The 19,354-nt window shown below is 60.0% G+C and carries 15 protein-coding genes; 5 read left to right on the top strand and 10 right to left on the bottom strand.

Features of this window, described 5'->3' with window-relative positions:
- Positions 1–23: 23 nt before the first annotated feature.
- The 8 genes from RHM55_RS03920 to RHM55_RS03885 form a co-directional block, all read right to left on the bottom strand.
- Positions 24–1,208, bottom strand: coding sequence for a type III PLP-dependent enzyme (locus RHM55_RS03920; RefSeq protein ID WP_322179604.1), 1,185 nt, complete (start codon positions 1,206–1,208; stop codon positions 24–26).
- Positions 1,205–2,968, bottom strand: coding sequence for an IucA/IucC family protein (locus RHM55_RS03915; protein WP_322179603.1), 1,764 nt, complete (start codon positions 2,966–2,968; stop codon positions 1,205–1,207). Before RHM55_RS03915 ends, RHM55_RS03920 begins: the two co-directional genes overlap by 4 nt.
- Positions 2,965–4,110 (bottom strand): MFS transporter, encoded by a 1,146-nt coding sequence (locus RHM55_RS03910; protein WP_322179602.1) that lies wholly within the window; start codon positions 4,108–4,110, stop codon positions 2,965–2,967. The genes RHM55_RS03915 and RHM55_RS03910 overlap by 4 nt, the downstream gene beginning before the upstream one ends.
- Positions 4,095–5,873 carry an IucA/IucC family protein gene (locus tag RHM55_RS03905; RefSeq protein WP_322179601.1) on the bottom strand — a complete coding sequence of 593 codons (1,779 nt, stop codon included), beginning with the start codon at positions 5,871–5,873 and terminating at the stop codon, positions 4,095–4,097. The genes RHM55_RS03910 and RHM55_RS03905 overlap by 16 nt, the downstream gene beginning before the upstream one ends.
- Complete coding sequence (locus RHM55_RS03900; RefSeq protein WP_322179600.1) at positions 5,870–7,069, bottom strand: siderophore biosynthesis protein PvsA; 1,200 nt, start codon at positions 7,067–7,069, stop codon at positions 5,870–5,872. The genes RHM55_RS03905 and RHM55_RS03900 overlap by 4 nt, the downstream gene beginning before the upstream one ends.
- Positions 7,070–7,146: 77 nt before the next feature.
- Positions 7,147–9,231 (bottom strand): TonB-dependent siderophore receptor, encoded by a 2,085-nt coding sequence (locus RHM55_RS03895; RefSeq protein WP_322179599.1) that lies wholly within the window; start codon positions 9,229–9,231, stop codon positions 7,147–7,149.
- 17 nt (positions 9,232–9,248) lie between these two features.
- The gene (locus tag RHM55_RS03890) at positions 9,249–10,019 is read right to left on the bottom strand and encodes an HpcH/HpaI aldolase family protein (protein ID WP_322179598.1); all 771 of its coding nucleotides are present in this window, start codon (positions 10,017–10,019) and stop codon (positions 9,249–9,251) included.
- 127 nt (positions 10,020–10,146) lie between these two features.
- Positions 10,147–10,929 carry an alpha/beta hydrolase gene (locus tag RHM55_RS03885; protein WP_407074627.1) on the bottom strand — a complete coding sequence of 261 codons (783 nt, stop codon included), beginning with the start codon at positions 10,927–10,929 and terminating at the stop codon, positions 10,147–10,149.
- Positions 10,930–11,057: 128 nt separating this feature from the next.
- Between RHM55_RS03885 and RHM55_RS03880 the strand changes: the two genes are divergently transcribed.
- Both RHM55_RS03880 and RHM55_RS03875 read left to right on the top strand, forming a co-directional pair.
- The gene (locus RHM55_RS03880; protein ID WP_322179596.1) at positions 11,058–12,734 is read left to right on the top strand and encodes a thiamine pyrophosphate-binding protein; all 1,677 of its coding nucleotides are present in this window, start codon (positions 11,058–11,060) and stop codon (positions 12,732–12,734) included.
- Between the two features lies 1 nt (position 12,735).
- Positions 12,736–13,455, top strand: a complete 720-nt coding sequence (locus RHM55_RS03875; protein ID WP_322179595.1) for an alpha/beta hydrolase — start codon at positions 12,736–12,738, stop codon at positions 13,453–13,455.
- A 42-nt stretch (positions 13,456–13,497) separates the two neighbouring features.
- Here the strand turns inward: RHM55_RS03875 and RHM55_RS03870 are convergent, their stop codons facing one another.
- Both RHM55_RS03870 and RHM55_RS03865 read right to left on the bottom strand, forming a co-directional pair.
- Positions 13,498–14,079 carry a hypothetical protein gene (locus RHM55_RS03870; protein ID WP_322179594.1) on the bottom strand — a complete coding sequence of 194 codons (582 nt, stop codon included), beginning with the start codon at positions 14,077–14,079 and terminating at the stop codon, positions 13,498–13,500.
- 168 nt (positions 14,080–14,247) lie between these two features.
- Entirely contained in the window at positions 14,248–15,180 is a 933-nt protein-coding gene (locus RHM55_RS03865) for a LysR family transcriptional regulator (protein ID WP_322179593.1), read from the bottom strand.
- Between the two features lie 235 nt (positions 15,181–15,415).
- Between RHM55_RS03865 and RHM55_RS03860 the strand changes: the two genes are divergently transcribed.
- The 3 genes from RHM55_RS03860 to RHM55_RS03850 all read left to right on the top strand — a co-directional run bounded on the left by RHM55_RS03860 (position 15,416) and on the right by RHM55_RS03850 (position 19,323).
- Entirely contained in the window at positions 15,416–15,811 is a 396-nt protein-coding gene (locus RHM55_RS03860; protein WP_322182725.1) for a DMT family transporter, read from the top strand.
- A 2-nt stretch (positions 15,812–15,813) separates the two neighbouring features.
- A complete protein-coding gene (locus RHM55_RS03855) occupies positions 15,814–16,287 on the top strand; it encodes a DMT family transporter (protein WP_322179592.1) in 474 nt (157 codons plus the stop codon).
- Between the two features lie 144 nt (positions 16,288–16,431).
- A complete protein-coding gene (locus RHM55_RS03850; protein WP_322179591.1) occupies positions 16,432–19,323 on the top strand; it encodes an EAL domain-containing protein in 2,892 nt (963 codons plus the stop codon).
- Positions 19,324–19,354: the final 31 nt, after the last annotated feature.

Raw genomic sequence — 19,354 nt, 5'->3', positions numbered from 1 at the left:
GCCCTGTTTATGTCGTCAGTTTTTTATGTCGTTAGAAACAGCATCTGGGGTGGTTCATGCATCAGAAAGTCCCGGTGCGAAATGTTCCAGGCATAGGCGCCTGCCAGGGTGAACACCAGCAGGTCATCAATCGCGAGGGCGGTGACTGTTTGCTGGCTTGCCAGCACATCTTTTGGCGTACACAGCTGGCCGACCAGGGTAACCTGCTGATTCTGCAACTGCGCGGGTTGCTGGCCCCGTATCACGACAAAAGGATGGTCATGCCCCTGGGCCGCCGGTGTCCGGAAGTGGTGGGTGCTACCCCGGCCAATGGCGAAGTACTGACCATGGCTGCGTTTGATGTCCAGGACTTGCATCACGTAGTAGCCGCAGGCCGCGCTGATAAAACGGCCGATCTCGAAGCGAATGCGCGTATCGCCCATGCCTTCTTCCGCGATCAATGCCTTGAGCCCTTGGCAGAATGTCGTCCAGTCGAACGAGTTCTGCGGGTCCTGGTAATTAATGCCCATGCCGCCTCCGACGTTGAGCAGGGGCAGCTGCAGACCGTGTTCGGCGCAGAGCTGGCTGAAGGTGCGACAGTAGCTGCGGATCAGTCTCAGGTGAGCGCCCACATCAAGCTGATGAGACAGCACATGAAAATGCAGGCCCTGCAGTTCCAGCCAGGGCTCATCACGCAACAGCTTCAGCGCTTCGTCCAATGCGTCTTCGTCCAGGCCGAAGGGGGTCGGTTTACCGCCCATCACCAGACGGCTATCGGGTGCTTCAGCCAGTTTCAGGTTCAGGCGCAGCAGGACCGGCGTCCGTTGGCGCCGTCTGGCAGCGATGCGCGCCAGGCTGCGTAACTCTGTCAGGCTCTCGACGTGAAAGGCCGAAATCCGGTAGTCCATGGCGATTTCCAGCTCACTGTCGAGTTTGCCGGGGCCGCCGAAAATCAGCAAATGCCCTGGGCATTGCTCATACAGCCAGCGCAACTCACCACCGGACGCGGCCTCGAAGCCGTCTACCAGCGGCGCCAGGGTTCGCAGGATCGGTGCTTCCGGGTTGGCCTTGGCGGCATAGAACAGCTCGCAGTTGGCGGGCAGCGTTTCACGCATGTTCCGAACGTGCTGCTCCAGCGCGACCAGATCATAGACGTAAGCACAGAGCGGTGTTTGCTGTTGCTCGCGCAATTGGCCGATGGCCTGGGTGACGCGTGTCGGCAAACTCATGAACGGGCCCTCGCGCGAGCAGTGAACAGCGGGCTGGGGAGGGCGGTGTAGCCTGCTTCGCGGTCGGCACGCATCATCAGCCGGGTCATGAAGTTTTCCTTGCTGGGCAGCGGTGCCCCTGCACATAACTCGCGCAGCTGCACGGGGTCATCCAGCACCGCTCGTTGTGCCTGCAACAGCGTGCCGATATGCATCCACAGTTGGTTTTCCAGCCCTGAATCGGCGTTGGCCAAATGGAAGATCGCTTCGCCCAGGTTGTTCACCAGCGCGCAGTAGGCGACGCGCTGCCAGGCCTTATCCTCGTTGTAGTACAGCGAGGCGCGGGTGCGCTCGTTGAGTTCGCTGAGTCGTTCCGGTGCCCAATGGCTGGCCACCAGCTTGGTGCCCTCCAGGTCGCGAATCCAGACCCGACAAGGCAAGCCGTCGGCGTCGAAACCCAGCAGGGTGTTCTGCAAGTGTGGCTCCAGCACCACGCCCTGACGGAACAGGCAATGCATTACCCCGCCGAGCAGTTGACGGGCATAGCCGTCGAGCCAGCGCAGGGTCGCCTCGGCCACGTCGATACGAAGACGCTCGGCACATTGCTGCACCAGGCTTTGACAAACGCTACGACCTTGCAGATCCCAGGTGAATAGCGCCATGGCCACTTGCGGTTGGTAGCGCTCGCGGGTGGCCTCATCCAGGTTCTGGCGGTAGAGGATGCCGAAGCATTCGGTGACTTCGCGGGCCTGCTCCTGGGTGCCAAGACTGCTCAGGTCCAGGGTGCTGGCGGCCGGTTCCGGCATCAGCAGAAAATCCGGAAGTGCGTGGGCCAGCTCGGCCATCACCGGTGCGAGCAAGCGGGTCAGGGCGACCGCGCTGTCCAGTTCGTACCAGGCGTTCTTGCGCACGCAATTGGTCAGCCGCACATGCATCGAAAATTTCAGGAAATAGGCAAGCTCGGGGTGATAGAGGGTGCGTACCGACGAGGTCGGGTACAGCGCCAGGCCTTGAGGGCCGAGGTACTCCAGCAGGCCACGCTGTTGTGCGCGACGGACCAGCGGGTCGGCCAGAATCCGCTCGACTTCCCACGGGTGGCAAGGGTACAGATCGTTTCGACCACACAGCTGATACAGGGTCTCTCGGGGATCGTCACCTTGATGCTGGATCAACGCCGGATCAACACGAAACCAGTGCAGCTCGAAGCACGCGCCGACTTCCGGCGAGCAGGCCAACAGGGCATTTTGCGAGATGCCTTCGCGGCTCTTGGGAGTTGGATGCAGGGCGTGCCCCCAAATCTGATGCTGTTCTGAAGCCAGCAGGCTGTCAGTCGGTTGATCGCGATCGGCGCGGGTATGCCGGAGAAAGGTCCGGGTGATCTGCAGGCTGTTATCGACCTGCTGCAACATCTCGCCCACACGGTCCGGCTGGCTCAGCGGCACGCACAGCAGACGCGCCAGTTCGGTCGCGTTCAACGGGTGCCAGCTGTGCCCATTGCCCTTGAAATAGGGGGCGCTGACAAAGCGGCAACGACCGAGCACACTCGCGCGGTCGACTCGCACCACCAGTCGCCCGCTGGGCAGCCGGATGCTGATGCACTGGCCATTGAGTTGACGCAGGCTCATGGGCAGATCCTGAGCACGATAGTCCAGGCTCGCCTCGTCGCGTGGCAGGGCGTATTCACGCAGATAACAATTGAGCAGGCATTCAATGGCGTGCCGTTGGGCTTCACCATCGAGAGCGCGTTCATGCAGGGAAGCGGTGGTCAGAGCAAGGGTCATGCTGGTATCTCCCGCGAGGTCATGAGTAGGGGGCGTGCCAAGGCCATCGCAGCAACGGCGGCCAGACAGGCAACGAGAAAAGGTGAGGTGATGCCGCAGGTCTGACTGACCAGCCCGGCGGTCACACCGGCAGCTGTGCCGGCCCATTTACCGCTGGCATCGAACCAGCCAAACATGCGCCCGGCACTGCCTTGGCGGCTGCGTTGGCTCAGGCAGCGATGCAAGCCGACAAAGCCCAGCAACATTCCTGCACCGCTGAGCAGGCGCAGGGCAAATAAAGGCTCGGCCTGGCTGCTCCAGAACTGCAGGGCATTGCTCACGGCCAGCAGCCCGAGGCCGGGCAGCAGCAAGTTGCTGGCATGCCGTTGGACCCAAGGCAGGGCGATGAGGTAAACCAGATGCGGCAGGCTGTAGAGGAGGCCGATCAGCGCGTCGTTGCCAATGCCCAGTGCTTCGCCGTAAGGGACGAAATAAGGGAAGGTGACGACCATGGCGAAGCTGAACAGGAATTGCACCAGCAGCAGACGTGGCATGTCCGTCGGCAGTTGGCTAAGTGGGCCGGCGGCTGTGGTCGCATTCGCCTGATGACGGGGTGTATCGGCGGGCAACGGCAGGATCATCACGAACGCCAGTAACGGTAACCAGGCCAGGTAGCGATACAGCTCCAGTCCCAACCCTTGCGCCGTCATAAGACCGAGCAGAATGGGGCCGCTGATCATGGCCAGGCGTGCCGAGTATTGAGTCCAGTTCAGGGCCCGAGACAGGTCGCCGTCCTTGAACTGGGTCGCCAGGTAGGCATTGGATGCGGCCATCGCCCCGCCAAAGGTGCCTTGAATGATCAAGGCCAGCACGAACATCGGCAGGTTGGTACTGAACCCGGCCAGGAGAAAGCCCGTAAACAGTCCGGCATGGGCACGCAGCAAGGACAGGCGACAGCCCCGTCTATCCGCCCAGCGACCCCAGAGTGGCGCCGTCAGAGCGGTACACAGGGTCGGCAGGACAAACAACACACCGATGCTCCAGCCCGGCGCATCCGGCGCCAGGTCGGCGAGGATGCGTGGCAGGTACAACGGAATGCCGAGGGCGGTGAAGGCCGATAGATAGTGGCCAAGCAATACACTGGCGATCAGTCTGCGTTGCACGGGTGCGCCTCCCGCAGGAAGTTTGCCGCGCTGTAGCCATAGAACTTGTTGATGTCCTGGGCGCCTGAGTATGCTTTGCTGAACAAGCTGCCGGCACTGAGCAGGTATTTCACCGGTAGTTTCGGGCTGTCCAGCAAAACGCGCTTGGCTTCAGTGCAGTCCAGGCCTTCGCCCTCTAGTTGCCCGATGCAATCGATCAGGCGCTGGCGCAAGGTGGCGTAGAGTGGCCCGCGGGGTGCCAGGTCGGCGGCAATGATCGCTTCCAGCACCGCGACGATGTTCAGTTGCAAGGTGATGGTGCAGAACATCTCGGCCAGTGGCTGGGCATCGTTGACGCGGATGCGCTCGTCACGCAAGTCTGCAGGACGCTGCGCAAGGTCGGGGCAGGCTGCGGCGAAGCGCTCGGGCCAGAGGCGTGCGGCGTCGTTGTCTTTCATCAGCAAACGCAGTGGGCGATCAGCCTCGAAGATCAGCACGGCGTTCTGCTGATTGGCTTCCAGCGCGATGCCATAACCCAGCCACAAGCGCAGGTGCACGTGCAGCAGCAGGTCCAGATAATCTTCGAGCCAGCGTTGCAGTGAGCCCTGGTAGAAGCGCTCGACCAGTTGCTCGACGAACAGTCGACCATCGGGCAACGGGCTGGCGAGGCCGGCGACCGGCACCAGTGTGGCGACGCCCAGTTCGCCGGGGTAGTGACGCGCAATATAGGCCAGGTGGCGGCTTTCATCGGCATGCCCGCCATGTTCCTCATCAACGTGCAGATAGCGCATGCCCAGCTGAGGATCGCGTTTAGCCAGTGCTTGCAGCGTGGTCTGAAACCAATGGCCGTCATACAGCGTGCTGGGTTTGATCAGGCGCAGGTTGCGGGCGCCCAGGGTGGTCACTAGCAACGGTAGTTTGATGTGCCAGTGCGGTCGCTCGACGCACATTACGGTACGCACCGACAGGGTCGGCTCAACGTCCATAGCGCTGTGCGGTGCCTTGATCGTGCCTTCGGGTAACCCGTATTTTTCCAGCTCTAGCCACGTCAGCGGATGCACCGGTAGCAGGGTATGGCTGGTTTCGAGGCTCTGTTTCAGACCCAGCTCGACAAAGCTCGGCCAATGTTTGGGCGGCGAACTGCTCAACGTCAGGGCCGCATTTGGCAGCGCCAGCCAATTGAGTTTGAAGCGCGGGGCGAACTCCGGGGCGTAGCGTTTGAGGGCTGTGCTGTCGAAGCCACTTTTGGCGCGGGCGGTAGGGTAATACGGATGGTCCAGGTAGCTGGCGAGTCGGTCGATACCGATCAGGCGTTGGTCCCAGGCGGGCTTGTCGAGGATGTCGCTCAGTTCGGTCGCGTGTTCTTGATAGGCTGCATGACACAGCGCGCGATGGTGCACGGCGCAGTCGGCTTCTTTGCGGTACGCGGCAAACAGCTCAAGGCTGGCGTCGTCCAGGCCGTTGCTCAACTGTTCGAGCCAGCGTGCGTAACCGTGCTCGATGCGGACGTGCCCGTCTTGCTGGCAGAGCCAGGCATGGCTGGACGTGCTCCAGGTCTGCAACGGGCCGCCTGGGTGAACCGGCAGCCAGAGTTCATCGGCGTCCAGGTGGGCGATGCGCAGCCAGTAAGGACTGACGGTTGCGGTCCAGTGTTCGTGCAGTTCGGTGGGCAGGTGCTGGACGATGCCTTGGCTGAGCAGCCCGCGAATATCTTCGCGCAGGCAGCAATCGATAATGCGTTGGCTGATGGCTGCGTGATCAGCATCCTGCGCCACAACGCTCATGCCATCACCCAGCGCAGATCGGCCAATGTGGCGGCGAAACGTGCGTCCAGACTGGCAGTATCCGGGGCGATCAGGCGCAGTACGCCCAGATAATCCTTATTCGAGTGACTCACGTGAATGTCGTCGCCAATCTCGCGCAGCGCACGGTAGTCGCTCCAGTGATTGTCCTGCTCGTAACGAAAACTGCTGGAAGCCTGCTGCAAGCGGCCAGGTGTGTCGGCGACCAGATAATGCACCAGCGCTTGCGCCAGGCCGGGCTGGGCATCTACCAGTGGTTCGTCAAGGTGCACGCCGAGGATGCGGTTGAACCAGCCTTGGGGCAGCAGGCGGTCGAGAAGGAACTCGCGGCCGTCGCCGATACTGCGGTAGTTGATTTCCACCAGCACCGGTCCTTCGGCAGTGAGGATGAATTCGCTGTGGCACACGCCGAAGTTGATGCCAAAAGCAGCGACCTGAGCCAGCGCTCCCGCCCGATGGTTAACGCTCAATGAGCCGTTCCAGCGCGCAGCGAGTTCGACGAAGTGCGGGGGTGGCGACAGGCTGACATCAAAGCCGCCGATGGCTTGCAACCGCTGACCGTCGCCGAGAGTCTCGAGGGTAAACAGTGGGCCTTCCATGTAGGCCTCCAGCAACAACGCACGACCGGGTTGTTGCTGCCAGAACCGGGCGCAGTAATCGCTCAGCTCGTCGGCGTTGTGGCACAAGCGCACATCAAGGCTGGCCACGCCTTGGGTGGGTTTCACCACTAGCGGAAATACTGCATCGTCGGGCACCGCGCTGCCAGCGGTCAGCACATGAAACCAGGGGCCGGGCAAGCCCAGATCCTGCATGCGTTCACGCATGACCGCCTTGTTTTTTGCCCAGTGACACATCAGCCAGTCCTTGCCGGGCACGTTGAAGGTTTCCGCCACTAACGCAGTGGCGGTTTGCAGGTGATCGCTGTTGGAAAACACTGCTGCAGGGCGCAGGCCATGAGCGTTGATCAGTTCAATCACCGCAAGGGGATTGAACACGTCGCACTCGAGGATCAGTAAGTCCTGCGCGGGAAAGTCGGACGTGGCGAGCAGGCGCCGATGCTCATGGGCATGGTCGCTGATCAGCACCACTGACAGTCCGCGCTTGCGGGCGGCGGGCAGAAAACCTTCGGTAACGGCGGCGTGGGTGACGTGGCTGAGGATGACGAGAGGACGGTGCATGACGAGTTTCCTGGGGGCAGCAGTCGCCCGTCCCAAGCAGGTTGGGCGACTGGTTTTACAGGGGCGCGGGTGCGCAGTTAGAAGCGGTAATTTGCGCCGAGGGTGAGGGCGCGCTCCGGGGCCGGCTGGCGACCCCATGGGCTGGTGTCGATACCACGGAAGTAGTATTCGCGGTTGAGCAGGTTGCTGATGCCGACGGATGTGGTCAGCACGCTTTTGTCGTCAAGCTTGAATTCGCGCTCAAGCGCTGTGTTGAAGACCCAATAGGCCGGTAGCCTGCCAACCGATGCACTGGCGTTTTCCGCGCCGCTGTTGGCCGCATCGGTGTAGGCACTGCTGACGTAGAGGCCATCAAGGCTGTAGGTCCAGTGCTGGGAGAAGTGATAACGACCTTCGGCGTTGAACTGGTGTCTGGACGCGAAAGGCACTTCGTTGTCTTTGAAGTCACCGGCTCGCTGCTTGGCATCGAGGTAGGCGTAGCTGACATGCAGGTCCAGGTTCGGGGTCACCGACGGGGTCCAGAACAGTTCAGTCTCGATACCCTGATGGCGGGTGCTGCCCAGGTTCACGTAACGGTCGGTGGTGGCGTTGTACTCGATCTGATTATCGAAATCGATGCGGTACAGACCGACATCGACGCGCAAGCCTTGCCATGGCGTGTAGCGCACGCCGGTCTCGTAGTTCCAGGCGATTTCCGCGCCCACGTCGCCTTCCTTGACGATTTGGGTGATCTGCGGTGGACGCAATGAGCGCTGGGCGTTGGCGTACACGAACCAATCGTCGTTGGCCTGGAAACCCACGGTCAGGCCGGGCAACCATTCTTCGGCCAGGTTGCTGTGCTGAAAACCGGTGATCCCGTCGCTATAGTCCATTCGCGCGTTTTCGTAGCGAATGCCCGGGGTGATGGTCAGGCGCCGGTCGAACAGGCTGATGGCGTTGCTCAGGTAGGCGGCTTTGGCTTCGTCGTTGAAATGCCAGTCACGGAAGACGCTGGTCACGCCCGTGCCGAGGGCTTCGCGATCAACCCGGTAATCGATGTCTTCCTTGACGTAGCGGGCACCCAGCACCCAGGTTTGACCGACCTTGTCACCGTCGATGCTCATGCTCAGGCGCGGTTCGCTGCCCCAGACCTTGAAGTCACGCGGACCGTCCTGCTGGGTCACGGCGGTACCGTCCGGGGTGAACGGCAGGCCAACAACGAAGTTGCGGTAGCTTTTGTGGGCGAAGTTGGTCCAGCTGAACTCGACTGAATCGAAAGGGCCCATGGCGCCAAGCTGTTGCGTGTAAGTGCCCCAGACCCGGTCGGTATCGCCTTCGAAGCGGTCTAGGGGACGGGTCGACTGGCGCGGATCGTCCTTGTAGTCCTTGACACTCAGGGCGCCTGCCAGGTCCATATCGGCCGTGTAGTGCTGCACGCCAAAACTCAGTGAGCGGTCATCATCGATGTTCCATTGACCTCGCAGACGGTAGTTCTGGATGTCGGTATCGGAGTGCTCGCGGCCGTATTCGCCCTGAATGGTATTGACGTCCAGTTGCAGGCCGAAGTTGTCGGTCAGGTAGCCACCGGTCCCCAGGTAGGTGTCGAACAGTTGGCGCCCGCCGGCGGCGAAGGTGGTGCGCTCCTGAATAGTGGTCTGCATTTCATGGGGAATCGGCGCGCTGATGAAGTTGATCACGCCGCCGACATTGTTCGGGCCGTACTGCACTGCCGCGCCGCCGCGCACGATGTCGACGCGGTCGATTGTCGCCAGAGTCATCGGAAACAGCGACAACCCCGTCTGGCCATAGGGCGCCAAGGCCAGAGGAATACCATCGGACAAGGCCTGAATGCGCCCGCTTCGGCTCTCGTATAGACCGCGTACGGAAATCTGCGGCAAGGCGCCGGTGCCGGTCTCATCGAAAATCTTGACGCCGGGCACGCGCTGCAAGGCATCGTCAATCCCGCGGACACTGCCTTTCCTCAAGTCGGCGGCGTCGATCACGCTGCGGCTACCGGAGTAGGTCCGCACTTCCGGATCGCTGGCGGTACCGAGCACGTCACCCTTGATCACCATAGGGGCGAGCGAGTAATCGGCAGGCGGGTCGTTGGCCAGTACGGTTTGGCAGATGCTCAGAGAGAGCAGGCTGAAGGGAAATGCAAACAGATAGTTTGTTGTTTTCATCTGGACTTCGTTCAGGCTCAGTTGGGAAATTGAAGGCTGTTCAAGCGCGCTTTCAACGCGTTGTGCAGCAGGCCGCGGTCTTCGCCAGCGAGAAAGCTGCGAATCCCCCGGTCACGCCACCAGGCATGTTGTTCGGGCGAGCGTGGATTTGCGCAAAAGGGAACTTCAGCGGCGGCGCAGGCATCGGCCATGCCTTGTAGGGCTTGCCAGACACGCGGGTGCAATGGATCAGGACCCAGTTGCAAATCGAGGGCGAGATCGAGCGCGCCTTCGAGCACCATGCCAACGCCGGGCAGCGCGAGAATGTCGGGCAGGGCTCGAAGCCCTGCGGCGCTTTCGATCATCGGTACGATGGGGCGTTGGCGATTCGCCAGTTCGATATAGTCGGGCAATGACACATGGCCAAAACCAGTGATGCGACCGCCGCTGATTCCGCGCTTGCCCAGCGGTGGGAAATACGCCGCTTCCAGGGCGCGGGCGACTTCGTCGGCGCTTTCGACACGCGGCAGAACGATGGCTTCGGCGCCTGCGTCCAGCGCACGGCCAATCAGTTTGACGTCGACTTCCGGGATACGCAGCCAGGCCGAAATCCCTGTTGCTTCGCAAGCGCGTATGCAATGCATCAGCTCATCGCCGGACCGCAGCAGGTGTTCCATATCGAGAATGACGAAGTGATAGCCGGCGCTGGCAATCATTTCGCACAGCAGGGGGGAGGGGACTGAATTGAGTAAACCGTAGACGCTTTCGCCGCCATTGAGGCGAGAAAAAACGGGTGACTTCCTGATCACTGGGCATATTCCGTAATGTGAAACATATCGCCAATGATAATCGTTATCGTTTGTATGTAAAGCTCTTATTTATCTAGGCGGATGCCCAAGGCCTGATTCTAGATGGCTGAAATGCCCAGCCAGGCCCTCATAGCCCGTCTCGCAGCATTTGCAAATACTGAGGGCTGTCGGAGATAGAGTTGTGGTCTTTGCCGGGGATTACCTGCAGCGTGGCCACGCCGTTGGCGAAGTGTGTGCGGAGTTGCTCCGTGCTGGCGCGGGGTATGATTTCGTCTTGCCCGGCCGCGATCAGCAGTGTCGGCACGGTGATGAGTGGCGCGTAACGCCAGGATTCAAACGTGTCCCGCATAACCCATTTCACCGGGAACAAGGGCATCCTGCTTTGGGCCAGTTCCAAGAGGCTGTTATAGGGGGTAATCAGGATCAGTCGCGATGCCGGGCGTTCGCTGGCGAGGCGAATGGCGACGCCCGAACCCAGGCTGCGACCCACAATCGTAACGTGAGGGTGGACAGCGTGGACCTTGTCGAACAAAGCGAGGGCGTCACGGTTAATCGACTCCTCGGAGGGTGAACCGGTGCTGCCGCCGAAGCTGCGGTAGTGGAGCAGATAAAGGGCCTGGTCCGGGAACGCTTGCGAAAACTGCAACAGGTTCAGGGAAACATCCTCGGCATTGCCCCCGAAGTAAATCAGCGCATTGGGGCTGGCGCGTGGCCAGACCGATACCAACACCTTCGCATCCGGTTGCGAGAGCTCAAGAACAGTCGAGGGGCTACTCATGGCGCGAGGTTGCGGGAAATAGATAAGCGAGCGCTGGAACACGAACAGCAGCACACAGGCCAGTACGTACAAAACAGCGGCTAATGCCAGCAGTGAAATCAGGATTCGCGCGATGCGGCTAATCGTTGTCATGAGCGGCAATCACCCTATAGAGTCAACCGTTCTGCTGAGGTTAGTCGAGTGTCCGCACTTGGATGCCTGGAATGTTTTTTTCGTCGCTCTGTTCCTGCCGGAAACCCTTAACAAGGAGCTTGAAGTCTATGCCTGAACTCATCGAACCCCGCAGCGGCGGGAAAATCCTGGTCGATGCGCTGCTGCACAATGCTGTGGACACGGTCTATTGCGTGCCCGGCGAAAGCTATTTGCCGGTGCTCGACGCCCTGCACGATGCACACGCCATCCGCACCATCGTCACCCGCCATGAAGGCGCCGCCTCGAACATGGCCGACGCTTACGGCAAGCTGACGGGGCGGCCGGGCATCTGCTTTGTGACCCGTGGCCCTGGCGCCACCCATGCGAGCAATGGGGTGCACACGGCCAAACAGGACTCGACCCCGATGATTCTGTTCATTGGCCAGATCGAAAGTGGCTTCAAGGGCCGCGAGGCCTTTCAGGAAGTCGATTACACCCAGATGTTCGGCGGCCTGGCGAAATGGGTGACCGAGATCGATAGTCTGGAGCGTATTCCGGAAATCGTTGCGAAGGCGTTCAGCATTGCACTCTCCGGGCGCCCGGGGCCGGTGGTGATCAGCCTGCCGGAAGAAGTGCTGTTCGGCAGCGGTCTGTGTCTCGACGCGTCGCCGGTCCGCGTTGCCTGCGCAGCGCCGGACCCGGCCGCGATGATTGAGTTGCGCGAGCTGCTCCGTGCCGCTCGCAAGCCCTTGGTGGTGTTGGGTGGCACGGGTTGGGATGCCGAGGCTTCCCGGGCGATCAAGCATTTCGTTACGGTGAACAACCTGCCGGTGGCGGCGTCGTTCCGTCGCCAGGACCTGTTCGATAACCGTGATCCGCATTATGTCGGTCAGTTGGGCCTGGGCATTTCGCCCAAGCTTGCCGAGCGCCTGTGCACCACTGACCTGTTGTTGGTGATCGGTTCGCGCCTCAGCGAAACTGTGTCCAATGGCTACACGCTGATCAAAAGCCCGGTGCCGACGCAGCCATTGGTCCACGTGCACCCCGATCCGCAAGAGCTGGGGCGGGTGTATCAAGCCCGATTGCCGATTGTGTCTTCCCTGCGCGGTTTTGCTGCTGCACTGACGCAACTCGAGCCGCTTGCGGAGCAGCCGTGGACGTCCTGGACCGAAACTGCGCGGGCTGATTACGTGGAGCATTCAACGCCGCCCCAGGCTCACCCGCAACTGGTCGGCGTGGACATGGCGCACGTGGTTGCACATTTGAACGATGTACTGCCCGATGACGCCGTGATCAGCAACGGCGCCGGTAACTACACCGTCTGGGTTCATCGTTTCTACCGCTATCGGCAACCGGGCACTCAGTTGGCGCCTACCAACGGCGCGATGGGGTACGGTTTTCCCGCCGCGATTGCCGCCAAGCTACGCAACCCCGAGCGCACCGTGGTCTGCTTTGCCGGCGACGGCTGCTTCATGATGTACCCGCAGGAGTTGGCGACCGCCATGCAGTTCGGTGCACCGCTGGTGGTCATCGTAGTCAACAACGCCATGCTGGGGACCATCCGTATGCACCAGGAACGCGAGTACCCCGGCCGGGTGTTGGCGACCGACCTGGTCAACCCTGACTTCGTGGCCTTCGCCAGATCCTTTGGTGCTTATGGTGAATTAGTCGAGCGCACCGAAGATTTTGCCGATGCGTTTCAGCGTGCCCGGCTGGCGGGCGTTCCTGCGTTGATTGAATTAAGTACGGACCCACGGCAGATATCGCCCCAGGTGCGCCTCTTTGACGGGCCACGAGAGCATTGAAATGATTAAGCTTTGGACCGTGTTGTTTATGTTGGCATCGACGGCTGCCCATGCCGACACAACACTGCACACCGACCTACCGTTGAGTTACATCGAGCAGGCCGGTCCCGACTCACACAATAAACCGCTTATTATTTTTCTTCATGGCTCTGGGAGCAATGAAGAGGACCTGTTCGACATAAAAGATCAATTGCCCGCCGACTACACCTATCTGTCGGTGCGGGCACCGTTTGAGGTCGAGTCAGACAGCTATCAGTGGTTCAACAAAAAGGCGGGCGAGGGTGATTACGATGGCGAGACGGATGAGCTGAAGAGCAGCGCAGGGAAGATCGTTGATTTCATCGCCAAAGCCACCGGGAAATACCACACCCAGCCTGACAAGGTGTTTCTGGTTGGTTTTAGCCAAGGGGCGATCATGAGCTATGAAGTTGCCCTGCGCGATCCCGAGGTCGTGCGCGGGATCGCGGCATTGAGCGGGAAGATTCTGCCGGTGTTGAAGTCTGAATTGAAGCCTGCCGACAACCTCAAACAGGTGGCTATTTTTATCGGTCATGGAACCGCAGACCGAAAGCTTCCTTACGCGGGTGCAACCGACGCAGAGACGCTGCTGCAAAGCCTGTCCCTGACCCCGGAGTTTCATGCCTATCCAGGCATTGGCCACACGATCAGTCAGACCGAAATAGTGGACCTGAACAGTTGGTTGCAGCAGATCAATCAATGATGCCTGGAAGCGGAGCCTCACTCGCTTCACAGGCGCATCACCTCATTGACCACCGACGATTTGCTTGATCAGTTTATCGTGCCCAGCCTGGTCGTCCGCGCGGAATATGACCTGAACCACCGACATGTGAGTGCCCGACCCGGCCAGGAAAGTGGTGCTGAGGGTCCTGCCGCCGCCCATGGTGGCGGTGCTGTCGATCTGGCGCACGCCTAGACCTTTGAGGGTCAGTTTCTTCTCGCTGAGCTTCTTGAAATCAGGCAGTCCTGCACTCTGTTGTTTGAGAAAGCCGGCAACCGCGCCGTCGAGAAAATCAGCGTCATTGTCTTTCGCGTTCACCCCAGCCTGCAGAGGGTGTTCGACGGCGATGACCACGCTCTTCGTCGTTTTATTGACGTACATCGTTCCGGTCTCACCCGCAGTGCCGCTGGCTTCATCGCCTGCGGGCAATGGGTTGGCCACATAGCTGTCGGGAAGTTTGAATTCGAATTTTCCGCTGAGTGTCGATACTGTCTGCATCGCCGGTTTTTGTTTGGTCGGCGCAGTCGCCGCATAGCTGTTTATACCGCCCAGACTGGCCGCCATCGCCAGGATCAAAACAGCGGCCTTTTTAACGAAAAAAGACATTTAATCTCTCCTGATTGATTGCGCGCAGCGCCTTGTGGGCGTCGAAATGAATGACGCCACCGCGCATTGATGGGCTGGTGAAGGTGCGAAAATACCCTGCGGAACTATTGCAGGGAAGTAAAAGCTGCCAGGAAGTAAAAGCACACGGCTATCCGAAGAACACACCGTTCAACGATCCCAATAGGGTGTCGGTCCAAACCGCTCGACAAAGAAATCGATCACTGTTCTGACTTTGACCGAGAGGCGTCGGCTGGTCGGCCACAGGGCCGCGATCTGTTGGGGTTCGAGACTGGTCGATACGTGAAACTCGCTCAGTACCGCTTGCAGCGTCCCTTTGTGCAGTGCCTCGCCAATCAGCCACGAGGGAAACATGACCAGGCCCATGCCGAGTTCGGCGGCCTGGGTCAGGGTTTCGGCGTGATTGCCGGTCAGTGGGCCTTTGACGGTGTAAGGCACCCAGTTGTCCTGGCCAAGGCGAAAGAACCAGCGCTGCTGGCCGGTCATGCCTTTGTAGGCCAGGCACTGATGCGCCGCCAGCTCATCCGGGTGCTGCGGTGTACCGTGGCGTGCCAGGTACGCCGGGCTGGCGGCAAGCCGATAGCGTTGCGGGGCGAGGATGCGCGCCTGCATGCTCGAGTCATTCAGGACGCCGATGCGGAACAGCAAGTCCGCGCCTTCCTGCAAAGGGTCAACGAATGTATCGGTCTGCTGCACGTCGAGTTGCAACTTCGGATAGCGGCGGCACAACTCGGCCAGCCCGGGCGCCAGATGCCGTTGGCCGAAGACCACCGGTGCATTGATCCGTACGAGACCGCTGGGTTCACTGTCCTGCTCCTGCAAGGCCCGCTCGGCTTCCTCCAGTTGCGCGAGTACCAGGCGGGCATGATGTTCGAGCAATCGCCCCGCCTCGGTCGGCGTAACGGCGCGCGTATGGCGATACAACAGTTGTTGTTGCAGCGCGTTTTCCATCACCTGGATTTGCCGCGAAATCGAGGAGGGCGCCACACCTTCACGGCGCGCAACTTCGGAAAAACTCCCTCGATCAAGCACGGCGACGAACAGGCGCAGCGCCTTGAATCCCAACTCGTTGAAGCCGTGCATGATTAATCCTGCTGTGCGGGTTGCGCAAAAGTACTTTGTGAATAGTCCCATTTTACGCAAAGGACGATCAACCCATACTTCGTGCCCTCGGCAAGGCCTTGGTCTTGCACCTCGATTTTTGTAGAAGGCGCACCTGATGCACGTCACACCGCTGGAAAACGCTGTACTTGAAGATCAGGACCGGCACGCCCGGCTGAAAAAGTTGCTGCTGCTGCCGCTGGTGATTCTCGCGGGCATGGGCCTGTCGGTCGAAGCCGGATTGCTCGGCCCATTGGGTGTGCAGGTCGGGCACTTGTGGGCAACCCTGAGTATCTTTGGTGTCGGTGCCGCCCTGCTGTTTTTGCTAACGCTGCTCAGTGGGCCGCAACAGGGGCCCGCGTTGTCTGAGTTGCCGCGCTGGCAATTGCTGGGTGGCTTCCTTGGGCCGATGTATGTGGTGGTGCTGACAGTGGCGACGCCCCACATCGGCATCGCGATGACCATGATTGCCATTCTGTCCGGCCAGGTGGGTAAAAGCGTGTTGATCGACCATTTCGGCTGGTTCGGTGCGGCCCGCAAGCGGGTCAATGTTGAACGCTGGGTGGCCCTGATACTGATTCTGGTGGCACTTATTCTGATTGCGCGAGGTTGATGATGAACGTGACTCTATTGTTGATTCTGGTGGTGGCTGCTGGCGCCGTTCTAAGCATTCAGGCCGCCATCAATGGTCGTCTTGGAGAGGCTGTGGGTGTATTGCGCAGCAGTTTGCTGACCTTCGTAGTGGGCGCGGTGATCACCGCACTGCTTATCCTGTTCTTCGAACCCGCGCATTCCATCAGCGTGCTGGATGTGCCGAAATGGCAGCTGGGCGGTGCCTTTTTCGGGGTGATCTACATGATGGTGATGGTCGGTGCCGTACCACGGGTGGGTACGGCTGTCGCGACCGTTGCGGTGATCGTCGGTCAACTGGGCATGGGCATGTTGATTGATAACTTTGGCTGGCTGGGCAATCCCGCCATCGAGTTGTCGGGCAGCCGTATCCTGGCAATGGTCTGCCTGGGGCTTGCCTTGGTGTTCATGTACCGCAGCAGTGCGGCCGCGCCGGAATCCGCCGATAAAGCGCAATGAACTAAGTTGTTATTGGAGGGGGCCGTACAAAAACATATAAAACAATTGAAATACAGCGCGATAAGCTTTAAAAAAAAGGATTGTTAGCACATCGATTACTACAAATAAGATGTGTACCGCCAGTTTCTGGCTCATGGAGCGCAGATGAGTTTCCGTCCTTTGACCGACACCTTGGGGCAATCAAATGATTGCGGCGATGTCGCCTCTCAAACTATCGGCAGCTCGGGCGGCGCCAGGGATGCGATTGAAACGCTGTTGGCGGCAGCTCAGAGCTGGAACCACACAACGTCATGGGTCGTGTACAGAGCCGGTGAGCAAATGCACCGGGTGGGGCAGGGCGATCCGCAGGTGCAATGGCCTGCCAGTATCGCCAATGACGCGTTCGATGCTTTTTGCGTCGCCTGGAAACTGCACCGTTGGCCAACGGGTAGTGGCGAAAGCGCACTGGGTTGGCTATTGGCGCCACTGGATGACGCCGCAAATCCTGCTTTGGCCGACTTTGCCCTGCGTCTGGGCCTTCAGGTGCAGACCGATACGCTGGCTCGGGCACAAATTACCCAACGTGTGCTGTATGAAATCACCTACCTGGCCAGCTCCACACGTGAGCGTTCGGTCTTTCTGGTCGGGGTTCACCGTTTACTCGCGACGCTGATCGACGCCGAGAATTTTTACCTCGCGCTCTACGATGCTCGCAGCGGCAAAATTACCTACCCCTATTACGTCGACATCATTGATGTTGATGCACTGGAAGCCGAGAACTACGAATTTCTCGATCCCACGCACGTGTCCTTGACCGGGCAGGTACTGACCAGCGGCCAGCCATTACTGATCGACGCCGCCGGTATCCGTACAGCCCAGGCGCAGGGTCGATTTTTTTGTGTAGGCCATCGGCCCGAGTTCTGGATGGGCGCGCCGCTTAAAAATGCATCGGATGATGTGTTCGGCATGTTGGCGATGCAGGTGTATGACGTTTCGCGCGTTTACAGTGCCGAGGACCGGGCGCTGTTCCTGGTCGTTGCGCGGCACGTGGCCATGGCGCTCGACCGGATTCTGCACCGTGCCGACCTAGAAGAAACGGTGTTGCGACGCACGCTGGAACTGTCGGAGCTCAACAATGCACTGCGTCAGGAAGTGGCGGACAGAGAGCGTGCTGAACACCTCCAAAGTGCGCTGTTTCAGATTGCCGAACTCTCGAGCCAATCCGGCGACATGGAGGAGCTTTTTCAGCGTCTGCACGGGATCGTGGGCGATCTGTTGTTTGCGAAAAACTTCTACATCGCGTTCTTCGACGACACGACCGCAGAGGTCACGTTTCCTTACTATGTCGATGAGCGACAGACGGCGCGACCATCGTCACGACGCGGTCAGCGTGGGTATACCGAATATGTGATATGCCAGCGCCGGCCGCGTCTGATTGATCGAGATGAAGCCTTGAGGCTGGAGAGACTCGGCGAAATCGAAATTATCAACGAGTCCACCCGATCTTATTCCTGGCTTGGCATCCCACTGTTCGATGGTGACGTGGTTCGTGGCGTGCTCGCGGTGCAGAGCTATACTCCTGAGGTGAGCTATTCACAGCGCGATCAAGAGTTGCTGTCCTTCGTGTCGCGTCATATCGACACTGCGTTGTCGCGTCGTAGCGCTGCCGAAGCGATCCACGCGGCCAACCTCAAGCTCGAAGCGAGGGTTCAGGATCGCACCCGCGCACTCGACCACGCCAATGCCAAGTTGCAACACGAGAACTCCCACGACGCCTTGACCGGTCTGCCAAACCGCGGCTATTTGCAGCAGCGCCTTGATGTGGCATGGATTCAGTTTGGCAACGACGGCCTGCCGCTCGCCGTGATGTTCATCGACCTTGACCGCTTCAAGATGGTCAACGACAGTCTCGGCCATCACTTTGGCGATCTGTTACTGATGCAGGCGGCTTATCGTTTGCGCAGCTGTCTGCGTGAGAGCGACCTGCTGGCGAGGCTCGGCGGCGACGAGTTTGCGGTGCTTGCGCCCGATGCACCACTCGATGCGGTGGTCGATATAGCCGAGCGGATTCTTGCTGCGTTCGACCTGCCGTTTTTTATCAATGGCCATGAAGTGTTTTCCTCCTGCAGCATCGGTATTGTCAGCGCTGACAGTCAATTTCACCATGAGCCGGCCGACCTGTTGCGCGATGCGGACATGGCGATGTATCGGGTCAAGAGTGGCGGTCGCGACAGCTATGCCGTGTTCAATCAAGAGGTGCGGCGTGAGGTGTCGGACCAGGTCGAGCAGGAAGGCGCACTGCGTAATGCACTTAAGCGCACTGACGAACTGGTGCCCTATTTCCAGCCTATCGTCTGCGTGAGAACTGGCGAGTTGGTCGCGTTAGAAGCGCTGATTCGCTGGCACCAGCCTGACGGCCGGGTCATTGCCCCAGGCCAGTTTCTACCCGCTGTAGAAGGCCTGCGCCTGATCGGACGACTCGACCTGTACATGCTGACCAGTATCGTCGTCATTCTGGCGCAGCCCGAACACGCCCACTGGCCGCCCGTACATGTGAACTGCTCCAGTTACAGCATGACCCGGCCGGAGCTCGCCAGTGAAGTGCTGACGCTGCTCGCCCGACACGGGGTCGCACCGTCGCGGATCTGCCTGGAACTGACCGAGGGCGCGCTGGTGGCCGAACCGGACATTGCGCGGCAGACCATGCAGCAACTGGCCGACAATGGTATGTCGGTGGTGCTTGATGACTTCGGCGCGGGGTTTTCGTCACTGAGCTATGTGCACCAGTACCGCTTCAGCGGCCTGAAAATCGACAAGTCATTCATTCTCGAACTCACCGCCAGCCCGCGCAGTCGCGCCATCGTCAGGGCCATCGTGCGTATGGCCGAATCACTCGGCCTCTCAGTGGTGGCCGAAGGCGTGGAAGACGTCGAGACCCTCGACCTCCTGCGCGAAATGGGGGCTGGTCAGGCTCAGGGTTATTACTTCGCCAAGCCCATGGCGCTGAACGAATTGATCCAGACCTCAAAGGCTCCAGGGACCTGGCGGCTGGGGTAAAGAGCAAAGCACTCGCGGGGATACCCCACGC

This window comes from Pseudomonas sp. MH9.2, from assembly GCF_034353875.1.
Taxonomy (GTDB): Bacteria; Pseudomonadota; Gammaproteobacteria; order Pseudomonadales; family Pseudomonadaceae; genus Aquipseudomonas.
This window is presented reverse-complemented; position numbering and strand designations above follow the sequence as displayed.